This window comes from Nocardioides luteus (assembly GCF_000960475.2).
Lineage (GTDB): Bacteria > Actinomycetota > Actinomycetes > Propionibacteriales > Nocardioidaceae > Nocardioides > Nocardioides luteus_A.
Genome location: NZ_JZDQ02000004.1, coordinates 1 through 24,830 on the forward strand (window position 1 = coordinate 1; position 24,830 = coordinate 24,830).

19 protein-coding genes and 1 riboswitch are annotated in these 24,830 nt (G+C 70.5%); of the genes, 13 read left to right on the plus strand and 6 right to left on the minus strand.

Translation table 11 applies throughout. The annotated features are described in order from the left end of the window. Positions 1–291: 291 nt before the first annotated feature. On the minus strand, positions 292–1,917 hold the full coding sequence (locus UG56_RS03215) for a GMC oxidoreductase (RefSeq protein ID WP_218145117.1): 1,626 nt from the start codon (positions 1,915–1,917) through the stop codon (positions 292–294). Between the two features lie 280 nt (positions 1,918–2,197). Between UG56_RS03215 and UG56_RS03220 the strand changes: the two genes are divergently transcribed. From UG56_RS03220 to UG56_RS03265, 10 genes are all read left to right on the plus strand, one after another. Continuing rightward, positions 2,198–3,541 (plus strand): hemolysin family protein, encoded by a 1,344-nt coding sequence (locus UG56_RS03220; protein ID WP_045550369.1) that lies wholly within the window; start codon positions 2,198–2,200, stop codon positions 3,539–3,541. An 82-nt stretch (positions 3,542–3,623) separates the two neighbouring features. Continuing rightward, on the plus strand, positions 3,624–4,682 hold the full coding sequence (locus UG56_RS03225) for a hemolysin family protein (protein WP_045550365.1): 1,059 nt from the start codon (positions 3,624–3,626) through the stop codon (positions 4,680–4,682). A gap of 49 nt (positions 4,683–4,731) precedes the next feature. After that, the gene (locus UG56_RS03230; protein ID WP_084100426.1) at positions 4,732–5,424 is read left to right on the plus strand and encodes a CDP-alcohol phosphatidyltransferase family protein; all 693 of its coding nucleotides are present in this window, start codon (positions 4,732–4,734) and stop codon (positions 5,422–5,424) included. Then, positions 5,417–6,337: a DUF881 domain-containing protein gene (locus UG56_RS03235; RefSeq protein ID WP_045550364.1), complete on the plus strand. Its 921-nt coding sequence runs from the start codon at positions 5,417–5,419 to the stop codon at positions 6,335–6,337. The genes UG56_RS03230 and UG56_RS03235 overlap by 8 nt, the downstream gene beginning before the upstream one ends. Continuing rightward, entirely contained in the window at positions 6,334–6,666 is a 333-nt protein-coding gene (locus tag UG56_RS03240; protein ID WP_008359542.1) for a small basic family protein, read from the plus strand. The genes UG56_RS03235 and UG56_RS03240 overlap by 4 nt, the downstream gene beginning before the upstream one ends. A gap of 19 nt (positions 6,667–6,685) precedes the next feature. Then, positions 6,686–8,008 (plus strand): DUF881 domain-containing protein, encoded by a 1,323-nt coding sequence (locus tag UG56_RS27430; protein WP_052693919.1) that lies wholly within the window; start codon positions 6,686–6,688, stop codon positions 8,006–8,008. Positions 8,009–8,101: 93 nt separating this feature from the next. Beyond that, positions 8,102–8,488, plus strand: a complete 387-nt coding sequence (gene gcvH / locus UG56_RS03250; RefSeq protein ID WP_371264374.1) for a glycine cleavage system protein GcvH — start codon at positions 8,102–8,104, stop codon at positions 8,486–8,488. A gap of 202 nt (positions 8,489–8,690) precedes the next feature. Continuing rightward, positions 8,691–9,173: an FHA domain-containing protein gene (locus UG56_RS03255; RefSeq protein ID WP_008359550.1), complete on the plus strand. Its 483-nt coding sequence runs from the start codon at positions 8,691–8,693 to the stop codon at positions 9,171–9,173. A gap of 3 nt (positions 9,174–9,176) precedes the next feature. Further along, positions 9,177–9,929, plus strand: coding sequence for a transcriptional regulator FtsR (gene ftsR, locus UG56_RS03260; protein ID WP_045550362.1), 753 nt, complete (start codon positions 9,177–9,179; stop codon positions 9,927–9,929). A gap of 42 nt (positions 9,930–9,971) precedes the next feature. Then, on the plus strand, positions 9,972–10,439 hold the full coding sequence (locus UG56_RS03265) for a bifunctional nuclease family protein (protein ID WP_040755456.1): 468 nt from the start codon (positions 9,972–9,974) through the stop codon (positions 10,437–10,439). Between the two features lie 7 nt (positions 10,440–10,446). Here the strand turns inward: UG56_RS03265 and UG56_RS03270 are convergent, their stop codons facing one another. Beyond that, on the minus strand, positions 10,447–11,274 hold the full coding sequence (locus UG56_RS03270) for a helix-turn-helix transcriptional regulator (RefSeq protein ID WP_256206405.1): 828 nt from the start codon (positions 11,272–11,274) through the stop codon (positions 10,447–10,449). Positions 11,275–11,425: 151 nt separating this feature from the next. On the opposite strand from UG56_RS03270, the gene UG56_RS03275 reads away from it, so the two are divergent. From UG56_RS03275 to gcvP, 3 genes are all read left to right on the plus strand, one after another. Then, complete coding sequence (locus tag UG56_RS03275; RefSeq protein ID WP_045550360.1) at positions 11,426–12,826, plus strand: MFS transporter; 1,401 nt, start codon at positions 11,426–11,428, stop codon at positions 12,824–12,826. Positions 12,827–12,978: 152 nt separating this feature from the next. Beyond that, a complete protein-coding gene (locus UG56_RS03280) occupies positions 12,979–13,596 on the plus strand; it encodes a MerR family transcriptional regulator (RefSeq protein WP_218145118.1) in 618 nt (205 codons plus the stop codon). A gap of 82 nt (positions 13,597–13,678) precedes the next feature. After that, positions 13,679–13,769: riboswitch (glycine riboswitch) on the plus strand. A 59-nt stretch (positions 13,770–13,828) separates the two neighbouring features. Further along, a complete protein-coding gene (gene gcvP, locus UG56_RS03285) occupies positions 13,829–16,717 on the plus strand; it encodes an aminomethyl-transferring glycine dehydrogenase (protein ID WP_045550359.1) in 2,889 nt (962 codons plus the stop codon). A 119-nt stretch (positions 16,718–16,836) separates the two neighbouring features. Here the strand turns inward: gcvP and UG56_RS03290 are convergent, their stop codons facing one another. The 4 genes from UG56_RS03290 to pepN form a co-directional block, all read right to left on the minus strand. Continuing rightward, positions 16,837–18,060 carry a hypothetical protein gene (locus UG56_RS03290; RefSeq protein WP_045550358.1) on the minus strand — a complete coding sequence of 408 codons (1,224 nt, stop codon included), beginning with the start codon at positions 18,058–18,060 and terminating at the stop codon, positions 16,837–16,839. A gap of 123 nt (positions 18,061–18,183) precedes the next feature. Next, positions 18,184–21,105 (minus strand): AAA family ATPase, encoded by a 2,922-nt coding sequence (locus UG56_RS03295; RefSeq protein WP_071326853.1) that lies wholly within the window; start codon positions 21,103–21,105, stop codon positions 18,184–18,186. Continuing rightward, a complete protein-coding gene (locus UG56_RS03300) occupies positions 21,105–22,313 on the minus strand; it encodes an exonuclease SbcCD subunit D (protein WP_045549780.1) in 1,209 nt (402 codons plus the stop codon). Before UG56_RS03300 ends, UG56_RS03295 begins: the two co-directional genes overlap by 1 nt. 60 nt (positions 22,314–22,373) lie before the next feature. Beyond that, positions 22,374–24,824 (minus strand): aminopeptidase N, encoded by a 2,451-nt coding sequence (gene pepN, locus UG56_RS03305; RefSeq protein ID WP_052693772.1) that lies wholly within the window; start codon positions 24,822–24,824, stop codon positions 22,374–22,376. Positions 24,825–24,830 lie beyond the last annotated feature (6 nt).

Genomic DNA, 24,830 nt, shown 5'->3' on the forward strand with positions numbered 1-24,830 from the left:
GCACCCTCCTCGAGGTCACCGGACCCGACCTGGCCGCGTTCTGCGACGCCCGGCTGCCCGAGCAGCACGACGCCTACCGCGCCAAGCTCCGGAGCAACCTCAACAAGGTCGCCGACAAGCTCGCCTGAGGTGCGGCGAAAACGTAAGAGCCCCGCTGGCGTCTCGGGTCACCAGCGGGGCAAGAACAATGTTGCCGCATCACCCAAGGGGTTGTCACCCCCTTTCGGCAAAATCTGCAGAATTTTGCATTGCAGTTTCTTGTGGCTCCGGGGGAGGACTCGGCAAGACCCTTCAGATGAGCGTTCCGACGTCCTTGGCGACGATGTTGTCCATCGCGCGCTCGGCGACGGCGGCGATGGTCATCGAGGGGTTGCAGGCGCCGGTGGTCCCGGGGATGAGCGCGCCGTCGAGGACGTAGAGGCCGTCCTGGCCCTGGACCCGGCCGTCGAGGTCGCACACGGTGCCCATGTTGGCGCCGCCGAGCGGATGCCAGGTGCTGTTGACGATGGTGTTGGTGTCGATCAGGGCGCCGATCCCGCGGCTGATCTTGGAGACCCGCTCGTGGATCGCGCGGTAGCTGGCCGAGTCGCCGCCGAACGGGAAGCGCAGCGACACGGAGTCGGTCAGCGAGCTGTAGCGGAAGCTGCCACGGTCGGCACTGACCCCGAAGCCGACCAGCATCGTTCCACCCAGGTCGAGGCCGAGGGGGAGGGGCGGCAGGGAAGCCTGGATGACGGTGTTGGCCGTGGTCGGGTCGTCCCACTCCTGGCTCTGGTAGACGACGGGGCCTCCCTGCGTACCGGTGAGGTCCTCGTCGAAGGGGCGCCACATGTAGATCCGGTCGCCGTTGGTGCCCCAGCCCTGGCCGAGCTGCTCGGGAAGGTCCGGGATGGTGCCCGTAGCGGAGGCGCGGACCAGGAGCTTGCTGGTGTTGAGCGAGCCGGCCGCCATCACCAGCGCGCGGGTGGTGAGGATCTTCTGCTCGACCACGTCGCCGGCGTCGTTCGTACGGTCGACGTGCACCTCCCATCGTCCGTCGGCGGCCCGGGCGACCGACGTCACGTTGTGGCGGGTGGCGACGTGCACCAGGCCGGTGGCCTCGGCCTGCTTGATGTAGGTGACGTCGACGGAGTGCTTGCCGCCGTTGTTGACGCCGAGTGCGCAGTCGCCGTTGGTGTAGGACGGCGCCATCTCGCCGCGCAGCTCCGCGAGCGCGTAGGACCAGTCGATCGGCATCGGGATCTTCCGCAGGTCGTAGCCGGCGGCCTCGACGCGCTCGCCGAACGTACGCGAGACCCGGTAGTTGTCCGAGGCGATCAGCTCGTCGGGGGCGGTCGCGGCCCCGAGCATCTTGGCGACGCGCGGGTAGTGGACCCGGTCCATGAGGTCGTAGTCGAGCTCGTTGGGGAACCAGGTGTTGAAGACCTCGGCAGAGGGCTGCAGCGTCATGCCCTGGTACACCAGCGAGCCGCCGCCGACCCCGGCCGCGCACATCGCGAGCATGTTCTGGCCTGCGACGGGCTCGAGCAGACCGACGTACGGACCGAAGTCCAGGGGAGTGCCGACCAGCTTCTGCAGCGGCTTGAGCGCCTCCGGGGTGGTGGTGTGGAACAGCACCCGCTTGTCGAGCGAACGGATCGTCGGGAAGGTCTGCGCGTCCGGGCCCGTCGGCCAGCGGCGGCCACGCTCGAGCACGGTCACCGGTACGCCGGCCTCGGCCAGCCGCAGCGCGGCGACCCCGCCACCGAACCCCGAGCCGATGACGACGACCCGGTGCTCCTCCCGCACCAGGGAGACCCGGCGAGGCGACGAAGCCGAGGCCGGCACGGCGAGCAGCCCCGCCGCGGCGGCGCCGGCTCCGGCTGCGCCGGCGAGGAACGTACGCCGGGAGGGTCTGGACAACGAGGACTTGGTCAAGGGGGCTCCCTGGGCTCGTGGAGTCGGTTGTTGCCGCGTAAGAGTTGACGAACGGCACGGGTGTGTCAAGGCTCACGGCGCCGTTCTGGACAACGGTGTCCGGATCGCGACACGTCCCCGAACCCGCGGCGCAGCAACGCAGGTGGCGCAACCACAGCCATGTAGGCTGACCGCACTTCCAACAGCTAAGGACGATCTGAACCCCGATGGACGGACCGCAACCCGGCCAATATCCATGCCCGCTGTCTGATCTGGGGCCGTGCCGATCGAGGTCGGCGCGATGACCGAGATCCTGTTCATCCTCCTGGCGCTGCTGCTGGTCGCCGCCTGTGGAGTATTCGTGGCGGCGGAGTTCTCCTTGGTCACGGTCGACCACTCCCAGGTGGAGATGGCCGCCGAGCAGGGCGACAAGGGCGCCCAGGGCGTGCTGCGCGCGATGAAGGAGCTCTCCAGCAACCTCTCCGGCGCGCAGGTCGGCATCACCGTGACCAACCTCGGCATCGGCTGGATGTCCGAGCCGGCGATCGCCGAGCTGATCGACGCGCCGCTGCTCGCCACCGGCCTGCCCGAGGGCGCGGTGGAGGCGATCGCGGTGACGATCGCGCTGATCCTCTCCACGATCGTGACGATGCTCTTCGGTGAGCTCGTCCCCAAGAACCTCGCGCTGGCCCTGCCTCTGGAGACCGCGCGCGTCACCCAGGGCCCGATGCGGGCCTTCACCCGGATCATGCGCGGCCCGATCAAGGTGCTCAACGGCACCGCCAACGCGATCGTGCGCCGCCTGGGTATGGAGCCCCAGGAGGAGCTGCGCTCGGCGCGCAGCTCGGCCGAGCTCTCCTCGCTGATCCAGCGCAGCGCCCACGAGGGCACGCTCGACGCCGACACGGCCGAGCTCATGGAGCGCTCGGTCGAGTTCGGCACCCGCACCGCGGGGGAGATCATGACCCCGCGCGTACGTGTCCACAGCCTCGACCACAACGACCGCGCCGAGGCGCTGATCGAGCTCACCCGGCGTACAGGCAACTCGCGCTTCCCCGTGCTCGACGACAACGAGGCCGTGGTCGGCACCGTGCACGTCAAGGCCGCCGTGGCGCTGCCGGTGCACGAGCGGTCCACGGCCAAGGTCAAGCACCTGATGGTGCCGCCGGTCGTCGTGCCCGACTCGCTGCGCCTGGACCCGCTGATGGCCCTGCTGCGTGCCGAGGGGTTCCAGCTGGCCGTGGTGCTCGACGAGTACGGCGACCAGGCCGGCATCGTCACCCTCGAGGACGTGATCGAGGAGATCGTGGGCGATATCGCAGACGAGCACGACCCGCTCAGCGCCCGTGCGCGCCTGCGCCGCGACGGCGGCTGGTCGCTGTCGGGGCTGCTGCGTCCCGACGAGGTCGAGGACATCACCGGTGTCGCCCTGCCCGAGGGGGAGGACTACGACACCGTCGCCGGCCTGATGCTGAGCCTGCTCGGCCGCATCCCCGAGCGCGGTGCGAGCGCGGAGCTGACCGTCCCCGGCAACCCGCCGCCGGATGCCGATGACGACGACGTCTACGCGAGGTACGTGAAGCTGACCGTGGAGGTCATGGACGGCCGCAGGATCGACCGGATCTCGATGCAGGTGATCGGCTAGTGAGCGAGCGTCAGCGAGTGAACCGCGGAGGCAACACGCCGCCGCGTCCGTATTCTTGCCTCTCCTCGACGGAGGTGGCGGCGTGACGACGACGATGGGACTCTTGCTCGGACTGGTGCTGCTGCTCGCCAACGGCTTCTTCGTGGGCTCGGAGTTCGCCCTGGTCTCGGCCCGGCGCAGCCAGATCGAGCCCGCCGCCCAGGCCGGCTCGCAGATGGCCAGGATCACGCTGCGGGCGATGGAGAACATCAGCCTGATGATGGCCGGCGCCCAGCTCGGCATCACGGTCTGCTCGGTGCTGCTGCTGGCGATCACCGAGCCGGCCCTCGCCCACCTGCTCGAGCCCGGCTTCGACCTGGTCGGTCTGCCCGAGGCGTTCCACCACCCGGTCGCGTTCGTGTTCGCGATGCTCGTGGTCACCTATCTGCACGTCGTGGTCGGCGAGATGGTGCCGAAGAACATCGCGCTCGCCGGACCCGACCGGGCCGCCCTGGTCCTCGGCCCGGCCATCTACGCGATCGTCTACGTCCTGCGCCCGATCATCGTCGCGTTCAACTACGTCGCCAACGTGTGCGTCCGGGCGCTCGGCATCGAGCCCAAGGACGAGGTGAGCTCCGCGTTCACCCGGGCGGAGGTGGCCGCGATGGTGGAGGAGTCCCGCGGCGAGGGGCTCCTGGAGGAGGACGAGTACGGCCGCCTGGCCGGTGCCCTCGGCTTCACCGAGAAGACGGTCGCCAAGGTGACCATCCCGATCGTCGACTGGACGATCGTGCCGCGGGGCGCCTCGGGAGCCGACATCGAGGCGGTGTGCGCCACGACCGGCTACAGCCGGTTCCCGGTCGCCGACGAGAACGGCGACCTGGTCGGCTATCTGCACATCAAGGACGTGCTCGAGCCCGATGACGTACGCCGCCACCAGCCGGTCCAGAACAAGTGGATCCGGCCGTTCGCGACGGTCACCCCCGATGACGCGCTCCACGAGACGCTGGAGACCCTCCAGCGTCGCGGCGCCCACCTGGCACGCGTGGTCCGCGAGGACGGCAGCACGATCGGGCTGGCGACCCTGGAGGACGTCATCGAGGAGCTGGTCGGCGAGATCCGCGACGCCGCCCATGCCGATGACTTCCCGACTACCGAGTAACCACTAGGGTTTGTCCGTGCCGCGTCTGGTGACAGAGGAGAGCCCGCAGATGCCCAACCGTCGATCCGGTGATCCCCGCCTGCAACATGGCCGGGGATCGCGGCAGCGACCGCAGGGCTCGGCCGACCGCAACCAGCCCGCGCTCGGCAAGCTGCTGAGCATCCTGCGGCTCGTCTACGCGCCGGTGATGCTGTGGGCGGTGGTGATCGCGAAGGACGACACGATCGCGCTGGCCGCGTTCGGTCTCGCGGTCGTCACCGACCTGCTCGACAGCTGGCTCAACCGCAAGCAGCTCGGCCGTCGCCGCGCGGGGGAGCTGCTCGACGTGGCGGCCAACACCGCCTTCGTCCTGGCGGGCACGTTCGCGCTCTGGCAGATCGACGTGATTCCGTGGCCGATCGCGCTGCTGGTGCCGCTGCGACTCGCCGGCCTGCTGGCGATGATCCCGGCGCTGCGCAGCCGCGGGGTGCGTACGCTGCCGGTCCATCTGCTCGGCAAGGTGGGCGCCTTCTTCATGCTGGCCTCCTTCCCGCTGCTCCACCTCAGCCACGACATCCCCGAGACGCTCGACCTCGGCCTGGAGCCGAGCCTCCCGATCCAGCTGGCGCAGGCGTTCGGCTGGGCGTTCGCGCTGTGGGGGATCCTGCTGCTGTGGTGGAGCCTGGTGCTCTATGCCCAGGAGCTGCGTCGCCTCATGGCCACCACGCCGCCGCTGGAGAAGGGCGGAGCGGCCCGTGCCTGACCAGATCCCCGGCTCCGAGGACCTGCGCGCCTACGTCACCAAGCCACTGCTCGACCGCATCACCGACCAGGCGATCGACTCCGACTACAAGGCCGCCGCCGCGCGCCGCGAGCCCTCGGAGGAGGAGTCGAACCGACGCCGCCGGCCGGGCCTGCGGGCGATGGTGATCGTGGGACTCTTCGCCCTGCTCGCCACGACCGCCGCGGTGCAGACCTCGCGCACCGAGGACATCCGCCAGACCAGCAGGCAGGTCCTGGTCGACCGCATCGAGCAGCGCCAGGCCCGGATCGCCGACCTGCACCGCCAGATCTCCGCGCTCCGGGAGGACAACCAGCGCAGCGAGGCGTCGCTGAACTCGCTCAACCTCCGGGCCAAGTCGGCGTCCTCGACCGCCGCCTCGACCGCGGAGGAGACCGGGTTCGCCCCGGTCACCGGCTCGGGGATCAGGATCACGATCGACAACGCCGCCGACGGGAACGAGGGCGGCACGGTCCGCGACTACGATCTCGCCGTGATCGTCAACGGCCTGTGGGAGGCGGGTGCCACCGCCGTGTCCGTCGACGGCCAGCGGGTCACCCCGCGCAGCGGCGTGATCACCTCCGGCTCCACGCTCCGGATGAACGACGTCTCGCTCTCGCCGCCCTATGAGGTCTCGGCCATCGGCGACCGGCGTACGCTGGCCGCACGCTTCGCCGAGACGGTCTCGGGCGCGATGATCCGCACCACGACGCAGGACTACGGGATGCCGTTCGAGATCGAGAACATCGACCGGCTGACGCTTCCCGCGGCACCACCTGATCTGCTGGAGTTGACCCAGCTCGGGACCAAGTCCGACGACAAGGGCTCCGCGAAGCCCACCGACAGAACCGACGAAGACAAGCAAGAGAACAGCGAAGGGGACCGCGAAGAATGATCGCCGTCATCGGCCTAGTGATCGGCATCGTGCTGGGACTGTTCTTCCAGCCCGAGGTGCCCGTCGGTCTGGCGCCTTACCTGCCGATCGCCGTCGTCGCCGCGCTCGACGCCGTCTTCGGTGCACTGCGCGCGTTCATGGACGGCATCTTCGACGACAAGGTCTTCGTCGTCTCGTTCATCAGCAACGTCGTCATCGCCGCCGGCATCGTCTACCTCGGTGACCGTCTCGGCGTCGGCGGCCAGCTGTCCACGGGCGTGATCGTCGTCCTCGGTATCCGCATCTTCACCAACGTCGCAGCCATCCGGAGGCACATCTTCCATGCCTGACCGGAAGAGGAGGCCGCCGGTGAAGCGCACCGCGGCCAAGCGGACCCCGGCGAAGAAGGCACCGGCCGCGAAGCCCGCCGAGCCCGTGGAGGAGACCGTCAGCGAGACGGTGGACGAGACTGTTGCCGACGACGGCGTCACCCCCGAGGCCGGGGACGAAGGTACGCCGGCCGCCGAGCAGGCATCGACGGGCGATTCTGCTGAGGCGCCCGAGACCGACGAGCCTGCCGAGGCGCCCGAGACCGAAGAGTCGTCGGTCGCGGACGAGGCCGATGAGGCCGGGTCCGTCGAGCCTGATGAGGCTGCTGCAGGCGATGCCGCCGAGTCCGAGAAGGCGCCCGAGGAGCCGAGCGACGCCGAGGTGGCGGAGGACGGAGCCCTCGGGTCGACGGACGAGACGGACGGCGTCGAAGAGGCCGACGAAGAGGCCGACGACGAGCCGTCCGGGACCGCTGAGGCCGACGAGCCCGCTGAGCCCGCTGAGCCCGCTGAGGCCGACGAGCCGGCCGAGAGCGACGAGCCCGCTGCGGCACAGGACGCGCCTGAGACCGACGAGGTCGAGGATGAGCCTGACGAGCCCGAGAAGCCCGAAGAGGTCGACCAGGCCGCCGAGCCCGAGGAGGAGCCGGCGCCGCTGGTCGGCCGGGCACGCCTCTTCGACGCGCTGACCCACTTCCGGCGCGGCCAGGCGGCCGTGGCGGTCCTGCTCTGCGTACTCGGCTATGCGGCCGTGGTGCAGGTCCAGACGAACACCGAGGACTCGACGTACGCCGGTCTGCGTGAGCAGGAGCTGATCGACATCCTCTCCGGCCTGGCCGGTACGACGCAGAAGGCCCAGGAGCAGATCGAGGAGCTCGAGAGCACCCGCGACGAGCTCGAGGACCAGACCCTCCAGCAGCAGACCGCGCTGCAGCGCGCCGAGGAGCAGGTCGACACGCTCCGGGTGATCGCCGGGACGGTGCCGGTCAGCGGGCCGGGGGTCACGATCGAGATCGACCCCGGCCCCGACCCGCTGCGGCTGACCGCTCTGCTCGACCTGATCGAGGAGCTGCGCACCAGCGGCGCCGAGGCGATGGAGATCGAGGGGGCCGACGGAGAGGCCGTACGCCTGGTCGCGTCGTCCGCGATCGAGGTCAGCCAGCCCGCTCCCGGACTCAACGTCGGCGGCGAGCTGATCAGCCCGCCCTACCGCCTCAAGGTGATCGGTCCGCCCGACACGCTGGCCGGTGCGATCGACTTCTACCAGGGCCCGCAGGACCAGCTCGAGCAGCAGGGCGCGGAGGTCAAGGTGGAGTCGGAGGAGAAGATCGACATCGAGTCGATTCACACCGTGTCCCGCTGAACCTTTCGCCGGTGGGTCGCAGTAGGGTTTCGTCAACAGGTTCGCGGGACGATCTTTCGCGGCCAGACCAGTACGCATGATGAGGAGATGCCCGTGTACCCCGAGGACCTGAAGTACACCAGCGAGCACGAGTGGCTGCGCAACCCTGGCGAGACCGAGGGCTCCGTACGGATCGGGATCACCGACTACGCCCAGGACGCGCTAGGCGACATCGTCTACGTCTCGATGCCGGCCGTCGGCGACACGATCAAGGCGGGCGAGAGCTGCGGTGAGCTCGAGTCGACCAAGTCGGTCAGCGACATCTACGCGCCGATCTCCGGCGAGGTCGTCGCGGTCAACGGATCGCTCGACGCCACGCCCGAGCTGGTCAACGACGACCCTTACGGCGGCGGGTGGCTCTTCGAGGTCACCCCGGCCGATCCGGCCGAGCTGGAGAGCCTCCTCGACGCCGCGGCGTACGAGGCATCACTCGACGCCTGAGGCAGTGCGCCAAGAATTGGCGCAGCCCAACCGAACACCTGGGCCGAGACGACCGAGCGAGGTCGGGCGGCGAGCTTCCTCGTCCGCACGAACCGAGCGAGGGAGTAACCGCGCGTAGCGCGGACCTGATAGGTTTCGAATACCATCCCTCAACGTTGACTTGAGGGTGTGTGCCGGCCCTCGATGAACCTGGAGCTACAAAATGTCCGTGTGCCCCGCTTGCGGCAGCCAGAACCCCGACGAAGCGCGGTTCTGCTCGCAGTGTGGCGTAAGCCTGACCGGGACCGACCAGACCTCGACGATTCAGCTCGGGGCTGACGCCGACACCTCCGACCGGGTGCTCAGCCCGATCGAGGCGGCCACCGTCGAGGCCCTGCCACGTGGCAACGGCATGCTCGTCGTGCAGCGTGGTCCCGGAGCCGGAAGCCGCTTCCTCCTCGACCAGGACACCGTGGTCGCCGGCCGTCACCCGGACAGCGACATCTTCCTCGACGACGTCACCGTCTCGCGTCGCCACGCCGAGTTCAAGCGCACCGGCGACACCTTCGAGGTCTCCGACGTCGGCAGCCTCAACGGCACCTACGTCAACCGTGACCGCATCGAGAACGTCGTCCTCAAGGACGGCGACGAGGTGCAGGTCGGGAAGTTCCGGCTCGTCTTCTACGCCGGGCACGAAGGGGCGTAGCCGATGGCCGCCGCCGCGATGCCCGACCCTCAACGGCCGGCCAGCGACTCGGGGGAGCGGCTCAACATCGGGCAGGTCCTGGACCAGCTGCGTCCTGACTTTCCCACGGTCACGATCCCGAAGATCCGGTTTCTCGAGGACAAGGGACTGATCAAGCCGGAGCGTACGCCCGCGGGCTACCGCAAGTTCTCCCGCCGTGACGTGGAGCGGTTGCGCTACGTCCTGCGGATGCAGCGCGACCACTACCTGCCGCTGAAGGTCATCGGCGAGCACCTCGACGCGATCGACCGCGGCCTCGAGCCGCCGGCGATCGAGCCGACCGTCCCGACTGTCCCGACGGTCGCTCTGACGCCCGACGGCGCGCCGGGGGCGGAGTCGTTCCGGCGTACGGATCACATGCGGATCTCGCGACGCGAGCTCCTCAAGATCGCCGAGGTCGACGACGCGCTGCTGAGCGAGCTGGAGAAGATGGCGCTGGTGGTGCCGCTGCGCAGCGGTCACTACGACACCGATGCCCTTGCGATCGCGCGCACGGCCAAGGAGCTGTCCGAGTTCGGCATCGAGCCCCGTCACCTGCGCGGCATGAAGGCCGCCGCCGACCGCGAGGTCGGGCTGATCGAGCAGATCGTGGCGCCGCTGCGACGCCCGGGCAACGCCGGAGCGCAGGGTCGCGCCGAGGAGATCGGCAGCGAGATCGCCTCCCTGGCGGTCCGTCTGCACGCCACATTGGTGAAGTCCGGGCTGCGCGCCCGCTGACCGGGCTGCTGTCGCGCCCCGGAGGCGGGTAGGGTGGATGACATGCGCGAGGTCGATGTGCTCGGAGTCCGAGTGGAGATGCCCTCCAACCAGCCGATCGTGCTGTTGCGCGAGGTGGCGGGTGAGCGATACCTGCCCATCTGGATCGGCGCGGTGGAGGCGACCGCGATCGCCTTCGCCCAGCAGGGTGTGGTGCCGCCCAGGCCGTTGACCCACGACCTGCTCAAGGACGTCGTGGAGGCGACCGGCAACGAGCTCACCGAGGTGCAGATCACCTCGGTGACCGACCGCGTCTTCTACGCCAACCTGGTCTTCGCCTCGGGCGTCGAGGTGAGTGCGCGGCCCTCGGACTCGATCGCGCTGGCGCTGCGTACGGGGACCAAGATCGTGGTCGCCGACGAGGTCCTCGACGAGGCCGGGCTCGCCGTCCCGGCCGAGCAGGAGGACGAGATCGAGAAGTTCCGCGAGTTCCTCGACGAGATCACGCCCGAGGACTTCGAGTCCCACTGAGACCTGTTCAGTCGCTGAGCGAGAGCATCGCCTTCTCGTCGACCGTGTCGGTCTCGGCCTGGTAGACGATCATGCGCTGGCCGCCGGTGCGGGCCAGCTGCATGACCTCGTAGGTGAGCGTCATCCGGCCCACCCGCGGATGCTCGAACGTCTTGGTGCCGCCGCTGCGCTCGCACACGTCGTAGAGCGCCCAGATCTCGGCGAACTCCGGCGACTTGAGCAGCAGCTCGCCGACCAGCGCGGCCAGCCGGGGTGAGTCGAGGTCGGTGCCACCGACGGCGCGCAGGTGGGCGACCGAGCTGGTCACCGTCTGGTGCCACGGGTCGAGCAGGTGTCGGCCGACCGGGTCGAGGAAGTGGTAACGGGTCAGGTTCCGGTGCTCCCGCGGTCCGTCCCACAGGCCCGGATAGAGCCGTCGACCCGGCCGATTGACCGCCAGGACGTCGTTGTGCCTGCTGACCACGAAGGCCGGCAGCGGTTCCAGCGTCTCCAACATGACGAGCACCGACGGACGTACGGTCGTATCGGTCGTCGCCCGGGGAACGCTGAAGCGTCCCGAGGCCACCTCGGCGAGCTCGTGCAGGCGCTGGTGGGCGTCCCCGGTGAGGCGCAGCGTACGGGCCAGGGAGTCCAGGACCGCCGCAGACGGGTTGGTCTCGCGGCCTCGTTCCAGCCGGGTGTAGTAGTCGACCGACACGCCCGCGAGGGCAGCCAGCTCCTCCCGCCGCAGTCCAGGGGTACGCCGCACCCCGGTGCCCGCGGGCAGACCTGCCTCCTCCGGGGTCACCCGTGCGCGCCGGGCCCGCAGGTAGCGCCCGAGCTCAGTTGCAGCCATATCGCTCATCCTCTCCAGTGTGCCGCACGTCGCCGCGGCGTGAGGGGCCGTGTCATACCCACCCCTGGCGGCACCGCGGCATCGCGCGGTCTGCCTCATCGCGCGAGGCGCGACCAGACTCTCCGGCAGGACGATCCTGAGGAGGAACCCGATGACCGTAGCTGCCGACGAGACGTCGACACGAGAGCCGGCCGCGCCGCCGGCGGGGAGCGTTCGAGCGCTCCTGGCCGCGTTGCTGGGCTTCACCGTGATCACCGTCGACGTCTCCGCAGTGAACATCGCGCTGCCGTATCTCCACCGGGACCTCGGCGGAGGGATGGCCGGTCTGCAATGGGTGGTGGACGCGTACACGTTGATGTTCGCGGCGCTGATGCTCTCTGCCGGGGCCGTGACCGACCGCATCGGTCCGGTGCGCGCCTACGGGCTGGGCGTGGTGCTGTTCACCGCTGCGTCGCTGGCCTGCGCGGCGGCCCCGGTGATGCCGGTGCTCATCGCGGCGCGGGTGTTCCAGGGCGCCGCCGCAGCGCTGGTGATGCCGGCCTCGCTCGCGCTGGTCCGGGTGGCCTATGACGACGCCCGGGCCCGTGCGCAGGCCATCGCGGTGTGGACGATCGGGGGATCGGCGGCGATGGCGCTGGGGCCGGTGGCCGGCGGCCTGCTGAGCGAGTACGCCGGCTGGCGCTGGGTCTTCCTGGTCAACGTGCCGATCGGGATCCTGATCGTGGCCCTGCTGGCAGGCCTCCGGATCCGGTCGATGAGGCACCGGGCGCCGCTCGATCTCCCGGGCCAGGTGCTCGCCGTGGTCGCGCTGTCCGCGCTCACGTACGCCGTCATCGAGGCCGGCCACACCGGCTGGCACTCGGGCGCTCTGCTCGCGGGGGCGACCTCCGTCGCGGCGGCCCTTGCCTTCGTCGTGGTGGAGCATCGCTCGGCCGCCCCGGTGCTGCCGCTCGGCCTGCTGGCTCGCGGCCGGGTGGCGGTCGCCCTGGTCTCCGGGTTCGGGATCAACTTCGGGTTCTACGGCGGCATCTTCCTGCTCGGGCTCTACTACCAGCAGGTGCGGGGCTGGACCGGCGCCGAGGCGGGGTTGATGTTCGTCGTCCCGGCGGCGCTGACCACGTGCGCCAACATGGTGGCCCCGCGGCTGGCGCAGGTCGTCGGCCGGCGCCCGCTCATCGTCGGCGGTCAGCTGATCCTGGCGGTGGCGATGCTCGTGCTGCTCCCGCTCGCGACGACGACGCCGGTCTGGCTGGTCCTCGTCCTCCTGGTCCCGCTGGCGACGGGCGGAGCCCTGGCGATCACCCTCGTCACCGCCGACCTGATCGACGCCGTCGAGCCCGCCCGGGTGGGCGTCGCGACCGGTGCGCTCAGCACGTTCCGGCAGACGGGTGGCGCCATCGCGGTCGCGGTGTTCGGTGGTCTTGCTGCCGGTGCGACCGGGATCCTCACCCTGCCCGGGATGCGGGCCTGTCTCCTCGTCGGTGGCGTCGTGCTCGTGCTGACGGCTGTCGTCGCCGCCGGTGGTGCGCGCAAAGCCTCATCCTCTGGTTGAGGGTTAGCCCCGGCGACACGCCGGAGGGGGTTCTTTGACCAGGGACCTTGCGGCGCTTACCTTGTAGTTGTCTCTGTTGTAACTCCAACGATGTGGTCCCCCCGCCGCAGCCGTTCATTCCCCGAGTGGAGTTACGCTCAACGGAGTAGACGATGGAGGACATCGTGTTCGACCACGAGCAGAAGCCCGGCCACGGCGCCGACGACGCGCAACGCGCGGCGGAGCAGGCTGACGAGCAGGGCCTTCTCTTCACCGACGATGTCTCGCCTCTGCCGAGCGACACCGGTTACCGCGGCCCGACGGCGTGCAACGCGGCCGGGATCAGCTACCGCCAGCTCGACTACTGGGCCCGCACCGGTCTCGTCGAGCCGAGCGTGCGCGGTGCCACCGGCTCCGGCACCCAGCGGCTCTACTCCTTCCGCGACATCCTGATCCTCAAGGTGATCAAGCGACTCCTCGACGCCGGCATCTCGCTGCAGCAGATCCGTGCCGCCGTGCAGCACCTGCGTGAGCGTGGCACCGACGACCTGACGCGCGTCACCCTGATGAGCGACGGCGCCTCGGTCTACGAGTGCACCAGCAACGACGAGGTCATCGACCTGCTCCAGGGCGGGCAGGGCGTCTTCGGCATCGCCATCGGCGGCGTCTGGCGCGAGATCGAGGGGACCCTCTCGGAGCTGCCGAGCGAGCGTACGACCGACGACGGCGAGGTGGTCGCTTCGGCGGCCGACGAGCTGGCCGCCCGCCGCGCCGCCCGCAACGCCGGGTGATCCAGGACTCATTCGAAACAGGGCCTCGAGGCCCCGCTAAGGCGGGACCTCGAGGCCCTGTCGTTTATGCTGGAGGTGCTGACCATCCCGCACGGGAGAGCCCCACTTGCTGGGGCGCCGAAGGGGCAATTCCTCCCCGGAAACTCTCAGGCACCCACGACTGTGCGGACCAGGCAACTCTGAAGCGGCACTGATGCCGTGACAGAGGGGGAGGGCTTACGAGTTGTCTCAAATGCCCTCAGGAGCCACTGTGTCCGACACGCCCACCCTGTCCGAGCTCGATGCCGCCTCCCCGTTCGTGGAGCGCCACGTCGGGCTCTCGGCCGCCGACGAGGCGACCATGCTCGCGCGGCTCGGCTACGACTCGGTAGCAGCGATGATGGACGCCGCCGTCCCGGCGGGGATCCGCTCGACGGAGTCCCTCGACCTGCCGGCCGCGCTGACCGAGGCGCAGGTCGCGTCGCTGGCGCGCGAGATAGCCGCGTCCAACAAGCCCGGTGAGGCCATGATCGGGCTGGGTTACCACGCCACCGTGACGCCGCCGGTGATCCGTCGCAACGTGCTCGAGGACCCGAGCTGGTACACCGCCTACACGCCCTACCAGCCCGAGATCTCCCAGGGCCGCCTCGAGGCGCTGATCAACTTCCAGACCATGGTCGGCGACCTGACCGGCCTGCCGGTGGCCAACTCCTCGCTCCTGGACGAGGGCACCGCCGCCGCTGAGGCGCTCGCTCTGGTGCACCGCGCCAACCGGAAGGGCTCCGGGCCGTTCGTCATCGACGCCGACGCGCTGCCCCAGTCGATCGAGGTCGTGAAGGTGCGCGCCGAGGCGATGGGCCTCGAGGTCGTCGTGGCCGACCTGTCGCAGGGTCTGCCCGAGGGCGATGTGATCGGCGTGCTGGTGCAGTACCCCGGTGCCTCCGGCCGCGTACCGGACCTGAAGCCCATCGTGGACGCCGCCCACGAGCGGGGTGCGCTGGCCGTCGTCGCGGCCGACCTGCTCGCGCTGACCGTCCTGGAGGCGCCCGGCACCCTCGGTGCCGACGTCGTCGTCGGCTCGACCCAGCGCTTCGGCATCCCGCTCTTCTACGGCGGCCCGCACGCCGGCTACATGGCCGTCCACGAGGGGATCGAGCGGCACCTGCCCGGTCGCCTGGTCGGCGTCTCCGTCGATGCCGAGGGGCGGCCGGCGTACCGGCTCGCGCTGCAGACCCGTGAGCAGCACATCCGTCGCGAGAAGGCGACCTCCAACATCTGCACCGCGCAGGTGCTGCTCGCCGTCGGCGCTTCGATGTACGCCGTCTACCACGGCCCCGCCGGGCTGAAGACGATCGCGACCCGCACCCACCGCTACGCCGCCGTGCTGGCCGCCGCGCTCAAGTCGGCCGGGCTGCCGCTGGTCTCGGAGACGTTCTTCGACACGCTGGGCGTCACCGTGCCCGGGCGGGCGGCCGACGTCGTCGCCGCGGCACGTGGTTTCGGCGTACATCTGCGTCTGGTGGACGCGGACACCGTCGGCATCTCGACCTCGGAGGCGACCACCCGGTCGACCCTGTCGGCGGTGCTCAACGCGTTCGGCGTCTCGGGCGTGGACCTGGAGGAGATCGACCGCACCACGGCGAGCGCGCTGCCCGACGGGCTGGTGCGTACGACCGACTACCTCACCCACGAGGTCTTCAACGCGCACCACAGCGAGACCCAGATGCTGCGCTACCTGCACAAGCTCTCCGCGCGCGACTACGCCCTCGACAAGGGCATGATCCCGCTCGGCTCGTGCACCATGAAGCTCAACGCGACCACCGAGATGGAGCCGATCTCGCTGCCCGGCTTCGCCGACCTGCACCCGTTCGTGCCCGCCGAGGACGCCGCCGGCTACACCCGTCTCGTCGGTGAGCTGGAGGGCTGGCTGGCGGAGGTCACCGGCTACGACGAGGTCTCGATCCAGCCGAACGCCGGCTCGCAGGGTGAGTTCGCCGGGCTGATGGCGATCCGTGGCTACCTCGACGCCCAGGGGGAGGGTCACCGCGACATCTGCCTGATGCCGTCCTCGGCCCATGGCACCAACGCCGCCTCCGCCGCGATGGCGGGCATGAAGGTCCAGGTCGTGAAGTCGGCCGAGGACGGCACCGTCGACCTCGACGACCTGCGCGCGAAGCTCGCCGACCACGGCGAGAAGGTGGCCGCGATCATGGTGACCTACCCCTCGACCCACGGGGTCTACGAGGAGGGCATCACCGAGGTCTGCTCGCTGGTCCACGAGGCCGGCGGTCAGGTCTACATCGACGGCGCCAACTTCAACGCGCTCCTGGGCTACGCCAAGCCCGGCGAGTTCGGCGGCGACGTCTCCCACCTCAACCTGCACAAGACGTTCTGCATCCCGCACGGCGGCGGTGGCCCGGGCGTCGGTCCGGTGGCGGTCCGCTCCCACCTGGCCCCCTACCTGCCGTCGCACTCGCTCCACCCGGACACCTCGAAGCGCTCGGGCATCGGCGCGATCTCGGCGGCCCCGTACGGCTCGGCCGGCATCCTGCCGATCTCCTGGGCCTACATCCGGCTCATGGGTGCCGAGGGGCTCACCCGGGCGACGGCGGCCGCGGTGCTGTCGGCCAACTACGTGGCCGCGCGGCTCAACGAGCACTTCCCGGTGCTCTACCGTGGCGAGACCGGCCTGGTCGCGCACGAGTGCATCCTCGACCTGCGGCCGATGACCAAGGAGACCGGTGTCACCGTCGACGACGTCGCCAAGCGGCTCATCGACTACGGCTTCCACGCCCCGACGATGTCCTTCCCGGTCGCCGGCACGCTCATGGTCGAGCCCACCGAGTCGGAGGACCTCGCCGAGCTGGACCGGTTCATCGACGCGATGATCGCGATCAAGGGCGAGGTCGACCGGGTCGCCTCGGGCGAGTGGACCGCGGAGAACTCCGTCCTGCGCGGAGCCCCGCACACCTCCCGTGCCCTCGTCGGCGAGTGGGACCGTGCCTACTCCCGCGAGGAGGCCGTCTTCCCGCGCGGCATCGACCCCGACAAGTACTGGCCGCCGGTGGCCCGGATCGACAACACCTACGGCGACCGCAACCTGGTCTGCTCCTGCCCGCCGGTGGAGTCCTTCGCGGAATGATCACCACCCGCCGAGTCGGCTCGTTCTGACCGAAATGCATGCCGAGTCGGCGCGTCATGACGCGCCGACTCGGCGTGGTTCTACGTCAGGATGAGCCGACTCGGCGGGGTTGTGCGTGATCAGCTGAGGGTCATGACGGGCTCGCCGTTGGCGGTGAGCCCGGTGCCGTGGGTGCACGTGCCGGACCGCGGCGCGCCGCCGTTGTAGGCCTGGCGCAGGCAGTTGCGCAGGGCGAGCTGGCCCCAGTAGTTGGGGTGCAGGCTCTCCTGGATGTAGTAGTTGCCGCTCGCGGTGGAGACGGTGCGGATCTGGTTGACCCACTCGGTCTTGTCGACCGCACCGGCGGCCTGCCAGCTCGACAGCCCCTTCTCCTCGAGGAGGCCCACGGTGTTCTCGCACAGGCGGCGGCCCGCGAACGCGCCGGTGACGTCGAGGGTCTTGATGTTGGTCAGCCCGGAGTCGGTCGCGGCACCCGAGATCGCGTTGTTGATCGTCGGCAGGATCGTGCTGTACGCGTAGTCGGCGTCCGCGTTCCAGAAACCGCAGCCGCCGGTGTTCTGACGAGTGTAGCCGGACTCGCTGTAGCGGTAGACCGACGAGGTCGCCAGCGGTGAGGGCACGTTCTGGACGATCAGGGTCCACGCGCTGTCGGAGTAGCCGGCGTTGCGCATGGCGGTGCGTACGTTCTGGAAGGCGGTGGCGATCCTTGCCCGCACCGCGGTGACGTTGCTCGGCGCCATCGCGCTGGTGACGACGGCGTCGTCCTTGCAGTAGTCCTTGAACCAGGACGGCGAGGCCAGGAAGTCCTGCACGCACTGGGTGACGATGGCGGCGAAGTTGAAGTCGTTGCCGCCGATGCCGATCGTCACCGCCTTGACGTTGTGGGTGGTCGCGAAGCTCTGCAGCATGAGGGCCTGGCCCTGGTTGCCGCCGCTGGAGTAGAAGTCGATGCCGGGCTTGAAGTAGCCCTCACTGGTCGTGGTCGTGGCGACCTTCGCACCCGAGCAGGCCAGGTTGAGCCCGCTCACGCCACCGCCGATGTAGGCCTCGGCCGCGGTGCTGCGGTGGCACCGGTTGATCGTCTCGGCGGTGTGGGTGGCGTTGTCGAAGTACGTCGCGCTGCCGCCCGCGTCGATGAGCGACTCGCCTGAGTTGGTGTTGCCGGCCCAGCGGCCGGCCTCACCGGAGACATAGCTGTCTCCGACGGTGACCACCCACGGGGTGCCGCTGCCGGGGCCGTCGGCGTGGGCTGGTGAGGCCAGCATCGTCGTTGCTGAGAGCAGGGACGCGGGTAGGAGAAGGGTCGCGGCGACCTTGGCGACACGGGTGGTGAGACGTGGCACGGAAACCTCCGGGTGGTCTGGGACGGCTTCCGCGGTGCGGAGCCGCCTCAGGCTAGTGACGTACGTCACTCCCGGGGAACTACTGCTGGGTAATAACCGTCGCCTCGACGGTTAATTTTCGGCTCAGGTGCCGAGGACGTGGAGGGTGGAGCCCTCGCGTCCCTTGGCGACGGCCAGCTGGGTGGGGATGCGTTCGCGCATCTCGGTGACGTGGCTGACCACGCCGATGATCCGACCGCCCTCGCGGAGGGTGTCGAGGACGTCGAGCACGTCGTCGAGGGTGTCGGCGTCGAGGGAGCCGAAGCCCTCGTCGACGAAGAGGGTGTCGAGCATCTGGCCGCCTGCCTCGTTCATGATCACGTCGGCCAGACCGAGCGCCAGGGCGAGGGAGACGACGAAGGTCTCGCCGCCGGAGAGCGTGGCGGGATCCCTCGACTCGCCGGACCAGTCGTCGCGGACCATCAGGGCCAGGCCGCCGCGGCGGTCGCCGGCGCCCTTGGCCGCGGAGTGCTCCAGGGCGTAGCGCTGGTCGCTCATCTTCGCCAGCCGCTCGTTGGCGGCCGCGACGACCTGGGTGAGGCGGTAGGCCACGACGTAGGCCGACAGGCTCATCTGGAGCTGGTTGTCGCTGCTCTTGCCCTCGGCGAACGAGGCGATCCGGGCGGCGACCTCGAGGTCGTCGCGTACGGGTGTCCAGGTGGAGAGCGCCCGGGTCAGGTCGCGCTGCAGGGAGTCGAGGCGGGCGGCGCGGTTGGCGGCGGTGTCGGCCGCCGAGCGAGCGGCGTCGGCCGCGTCGGCGGCCTTGCGGTGGGCCGCGGTGAGCGCCGGCAGGTCGGGCTCGTCGGTGGCCAGGATCTCGGCGGCGCCGGGGGAGTCCAGGGTGGCTCGGGCGGCCGCCAGGCTGTCGGCGTACGTCTTGATCTGACCGTTCAACGCAGCGACCCGCTCCGGCGGAAGGGCGGCGGCGAGGGCGCTCTGCGGGCTGTCGAAGCCGGCCCGGACCGCGGTCGCGGAGAGAGTGTTCTCGGCGCCGGCGAGCGCCTCGGCGGCGCGCGCGGCGGCCTCGAGGCGTTCGAGGGCGGTGGATGCCGACCGGTGGTCACGGTCGAGCGCGGCGAGGAGGGCGTCGAGATCGGGGTGATCGCCGCGGACGTCACGCAGCTGCTCCTCGAGACGTTCGCGTTCCTCGGTGAGATGACGCACGGTGGTCTCGAGCTCGGCGGCGCGGGTCTCGAGCTCGGCACGGAGGGTCGCCGAGCGTGAGCGGGCCTCCTCCGCGGCGGTGAGCTGGGCGCGCAGGCTCGGCTCACGCGCGGCGGTGCGCTCGAGCGCAGCCAGGCGCTCGGCCATCGACGCGGCGTCCTCGTCGGTCTCGCCGGCCGCCTCCTGAGCGAGCTCGAGACGGGTGATGAGGTCGCGCACGTGCTGGTCGCGGGCATGCTCCTCGGCGCTGGCGTTGTCGTAGGTCGCCTGCGCGGCCTTCTCGGCGGCCGCGTCGGGGGCACCCTCGGCGGGGGAGGCCTTGTGGGGGTGCTCGTGGGACCCGCACACCGGGCAGTCCGCGCCGACCGCCAGCGCACCTGCGAGCTCGGCGGCGATGCCGTCCAGCCGGGCCTGGCGTACGTCCAGATAGTGGGTGCGCGCCTCCATGGCGGCCGCCCGGGCCGACTCGTGCCGGGCCCGGGCCTCGGCCAGATCCCGGGTGAGCCGGCCGACCTCGGTGACCGCTGCGACCCGAGCGCGCAGCAGTGGGACCGCCGTGGCGGCCTCGGTGGCCGCGGCCAGCTCCGCGGCGAGCGCCTCGGTCTGCTGGGGCAGCTCCTCGGCGAGCCGTGCCTGCTCGCGGATCTGGGTGAGCACATGCTCGCGCTGAGCGCCGGTGGCCGTGAGCTCGCGACCAACCTCGCTGAGGCGGCGCTGGACCGGCACGAGGGCACGGGCCTGGGCGAGGCGTCCGGCAAGATCGTCGACGGCTGCCTTGGCATCGCTCAGGCTCAGGTCGCCCGGGGCGAGCGCCGCCGCCTTCGCGTGCTCGCGCCGCGCCTGCTCGGCGAGCTCGCTGACTCCGGCCACGGCTTCGGCGCGCTGGGCGGCCTCGACGCGGCGTACGCGCTCCTCCTGCTCCTCGGCCGCCGCGACCAGACGGCTCTCGGCGGCGGCCGCAGCACGGAGGCCGCGCTGCTTCTCGGCCATCGCGCGGCCGGCGTCGAGGGCGGCCAGGGTCTCCGACTCCGCCGCCAGGGCCTCCATCGCGGCGCCCGAGGTGACGGCCTGGGCCTCGGTGGCCTCCTCGGCCAGGGTGCGGGCCCAGGCGGCGATCGCGCCCTCGCCGGCTGGGAGACCGAGATCGTGGACGTCCCAGTCCTCGGGGAACGTGACGGCAGCGGTCTCGCTGATCCGGCTGACCACCTCGGCCACACCGGCGTTGAGCTCCTCGGAGCGGCGCCTCAGCTCGACGCGGCGCTCCCGCAGCCAGCGCTCCACATCGGCGAAGCGCTCGGTGCGGAAGAGCCGCTCCAGCAGGCGCTTGCGCTCCTCGGCGCTGGAGCGGAGGAAGGCCTGGAAGCGACCCTGGGGGAGCATCGCGACCTGCACGAACTGGGTGAGGGTCATCCCGAGCAGGTCGGAGACCAGGTGGCCGGCCTCGTCGAGGCGGTTGGTGAGGGTGCGCCACTCCGCGCCGACCTGCTCCATGAGCACGACGGAGGCCTGCTGGGTCGTGGTGCCGGAGCCACGTCGCTTGGGGCGCTCCCACGACGGCGAGCGGGTGATCCGGAAGCGGCGCTGGGCGAGCGTCGCCTCCAGGACGACACGGGTGGCGACCTCGGCCGGGGCTCGGTCGCTGCGCAGGCGCTTGGCGACCGAACGGTCGCCGGGGACGTCACCGTAGAGCGCGAAGCAGACCGCGTCCAGGACGCTCGTCTTGCCCGCGCCGGTGGCTCCGGAGAGCAGGAAGAGGCCCGCCTCGGAGAGCTGGTCGAAGTCGACCTCCACCGTGCCCGTGAACGGGCCGAACGCGGTCACCTCCAGATGATGAAGGCGCATCAGAAGAGCACCTCGAGCCATTCCTCTTCGTCGGCCGCGCCGGCGGCCGAGTCGAGGGAGTCGACCTCGGGATCCTCGCAGCACGCGTCCACGGCGGTCTGCAGCAGAGCCAGCTCGGCCTTGGCCGCGGGTTCGCCGCGCAGCTCGGCCACGAACTCGGTGACCAGGTCGATGTCCCGTCGCGGCCGGGCCGGGTCGGGCTGGGCGAGCGCGCCCAGGACCGGCGCGGTCGACTCGAAGCCCAGCACCAGGGTGTGCGGGAAACGCCGTCGAAGCCGCTCCATCGCCTGGGCCGGGCGGATCCGGTCGGTCAGGGTGATCTGCAGCCAGGACTGCTCGTGGACCTCGTGGCGTGGGTCGCTCAGCAGCTCCTCGAGCGTCCCCCGCAGCCGGGCCAGCGGGCGCGGGACCGGCGCCTCCACGAACTCGCTGGCGACGAAGCCCGACTCGTCGAGGTCGATGAGCCAGGAACCCTTCAGATGGTTGGCCTCGGAGAAGGAGTAGGCCAGCGGCGAGCCGCTGTAGCGCACCGTCTCGGTGATCGTGTGGCGGCCGTGGAGGTGGCCGAGGGCGGCGTAGGAGATGTCCTCGAAGAGGCTGGCGGGCACCATCGAGACACCGCCGACGGAGATGTCGCGCTCGGAGTCGGAGGGCTCCGCGCCGGTGACGAAGGCGTGGGCCATCACCACGCTGCGACCGCCCCGGCCGCCTCTGCTGTCGACGTCGGCACGGACCCGGCGCATCGCCTCGCCGAGGGCCGCCTGGTGGGAGCGCGACTCCAGGCCCCACGAAACCCGGGCGGCATCGGGGTCGAGATAGGGGAGACCGTAGAAGGCCACCTCACCGTGCTCGTCGGGGAGCATCACCGGGCGGCCGACCCCGGCCAGGTCGGTGCGTATGAAGATGCCGGCGGCGTCGATCAGCTCGGAGCCGAAGCCCAGCCGCTGGGCCGAGTCGTGGTTGCCGCTGGTGATGACGACCTTGGCCCGCGAGGCGGCCAGGCGGGCCAGAGCCTCCGAGGCCAGCCGCACGGCGTCGACCTGCGGAAGTGCACGGTCGTACACATCACCCGAGACGCACACCACGTCGACCTCTGCCTGCTCCACCACGGAGAGGAGATGGTCGACGTACGCCGCTTGGTGCCCGAGCATGCCCTCCCGGTGGAAGGACCGGCCCAGGTGCCAGTCGGAGGTGTGCAGGATCCGCATGAAACGAAAACTATCGGTGAGCACGGACACTCGTGCCGCCGACTCACCGCGACGCCTCGCCTACGCGGGATAGGTCACCTTCACCGCGAGCTGACGCTGCAGGTTGTCGGCCGCATCGGAGACCCGGCGGCGTACGCCTGGGTCCAGATCCAGCTCGATGACCGCCCGTGCGGCAGCGAGGGTCTGCTCGGTCACCGACCCGCTCGGGAAGAACGCCTCGGCGGCCTCGGCCAGGCTCCAGCCCGAGCGCTTCTCGGCGGTCGCGGGAAGCTCGGCGAAGTAGCGCTCGAGATAACCCTCGGTGAGCTCGGCCGGACCGGTCCAGAACGCCCGCCCGGCGGCGAGGATGTCGTAGTTGGGCAGGTCGGTCTCGCCGGTGAACACCGACCAGCCGTACGCCTTCGCCTCCGCGTCGGGAATGCTGACCAGCGCGCCGTTGAGGTGGATCCGGGCATCGTTGGCGGGCTCGGCGTCATAGGCAGCCTGCAGCTCGGCACGAGAGGCGAAGCCGTTCTCGGCGAGCTTGGCGAGGATGCGCCAGCGCAGGTCGAGGTCGGTCTCGATGCCCGCCGGAGGAGCGGCCAGCCATCCCCGCAGCAGCGGCTCGGAGCTCGCCGAGCGGATCGCCGCACGGAAGGCCGACAGCTGCAGCTCGGAGCCGGGCGTGACCTCGTCGAGCTTGCGGAGAGCCGCCTCGTGCAGTCGCTCGCGAGCCCCGGCGCGCGCCAGCGGCACCACCGCGCCGAAGAGCCACGGCATCGTGCGCCGGGGACTGTCCTCGACGTCCTCGATCGGCAGAGACGCCTCGGCGATGTCGATGACGTCGGCCGGGTCGACCGCGGCGTTGAACCAGGCGCTGCGCAGGTTGTTCCACACCCCCGCGCGCAGGCCGTCGTCGGTGACCTCCGGGAGGGCCGCCTTGAGCGCCTGGACGGTCTCCCAGTCGGGGATCGCGGCGGCCCAGGTGTCGTCGTAGGGGTCGAGCACGACCGCGTTGGCGGCGACCTTCAGCGGCGTCTGGTCACCGCTCACCGTGATCTCCTCGGTGGTCCACTGCGTGCCGTTGAGGATCGCCGCGCGGAAGGTGTGGGAGCGGTCGGCGGGGTGCAGGGACGGAGCGGTGCGGTTGACGACCATCTTCGCCGGGTCCCACGAGAGCGTGTCCGGGCCGGCGGTGAGCAGCCACTGGGAGGTGAAGGTGTCGAGGTCGAACTCCACCCCCGCGGAAGCCGCGGCAGAGGCCCAGGACGCGAACAGGTCGTGCATCGTCGCGTTGCCGAACCGGTGGCGGGTGAAGTGGTCGATCGCGCCCGCGAAGAAGACGTCGTCGCCCAGGGACGCGGCGAGCTGGCGCAGGATCGCGGAGCCCTTGGAGTAGGAGATCCCGTCGAAGTTCTGCAGCGCGGAGACCGCGTCCTCGGCGCCGTTGCCGGCGACCGAGTGGGTCGAGCCGCGCTGGTCGGCGGTGAGCCCCCACTGACGGCGGGCGTAGGACATGTCGGCCCAGGCGTCGTCGTACTCGGTGACCTCGGCGGTCACCCGGTTGCCCATGTATTCGGCGAACGACTCGTTGAGCCACAGGTCGTCCCACCACTGCGGGGTGACCAGGTCGCCGAACCACTGGTGGGCCATCTCGTGGGCGACCGTGGTGGCGCGCTGGATCCGCATGCCACGGGTCACCCGGGAGGTGAAGACCAGCGGGTCGCGGAAGGTCACGCAGCCCGGGTTCTCCATCGCGCCCGCGTTGAACTCCGGCACGAACGCCTGGTGGTAGTTGCCGAACGGGTAGCGGATGCCGAAGAGCCGGTGGAACTCGTCGAAGCACTGCTTGGTGATCGTGAAGAGCTCCTCGGCGTCCTTGTCGAGGTCGGCGGCGATGCTCTGCCGCGAGCTCAGCGAGAGCGGGATGCCGTCGTGCTCGTCGTGGATCATGTGCCACGGTCCGGCGACGAGCGTGACGAAGTACGTCGAGAGCGGCTGGCTCCGCTCGAGCTCCCACACGCCCGGCGAGGTCTGCGTGCCGGGCGCGTTGCCGATCACCGTCCAGTCCTGCGGCGCGGTGACGTGGAAGGTGTAGGGCGCCTTCAGGTCCGGCTGGTCGAAGCAGGCGAAGATCGTCGGGGCGGCGTCCATGAAGCACATCCCGTAGACGTAGGCCTTCCCGTCGGCCGGGTCGACGCTGCGGTGCAGCCCTTCGCCGTCGTTGCGGAACGGCATGGTCGCCTCGACGACGAGCTCGTTGGTGCCTTCCACCGTGGTGATCGGGAGACGCCCCTTGGCGAGCGTCGCGGGGTCGACCGGGCTGCCGTTGAGGCTGATCCGAGCCACCGAGACCGGCTTCAGGTCGACGAACGTCGGCCCGCCCTTCGAGGTGAACCGGATGGTCGTCACCGAGTGGAAGGTCTCCTCGCTGGAGGCCAGGTCGAGACGTACGTCGTAGTCCTCGATCTTCAGCAGTCCGGCACGGGCGATCGCCTCGTCACGGCGCAGGGGCAGGCTCTGGGTGGTCACGTCGCA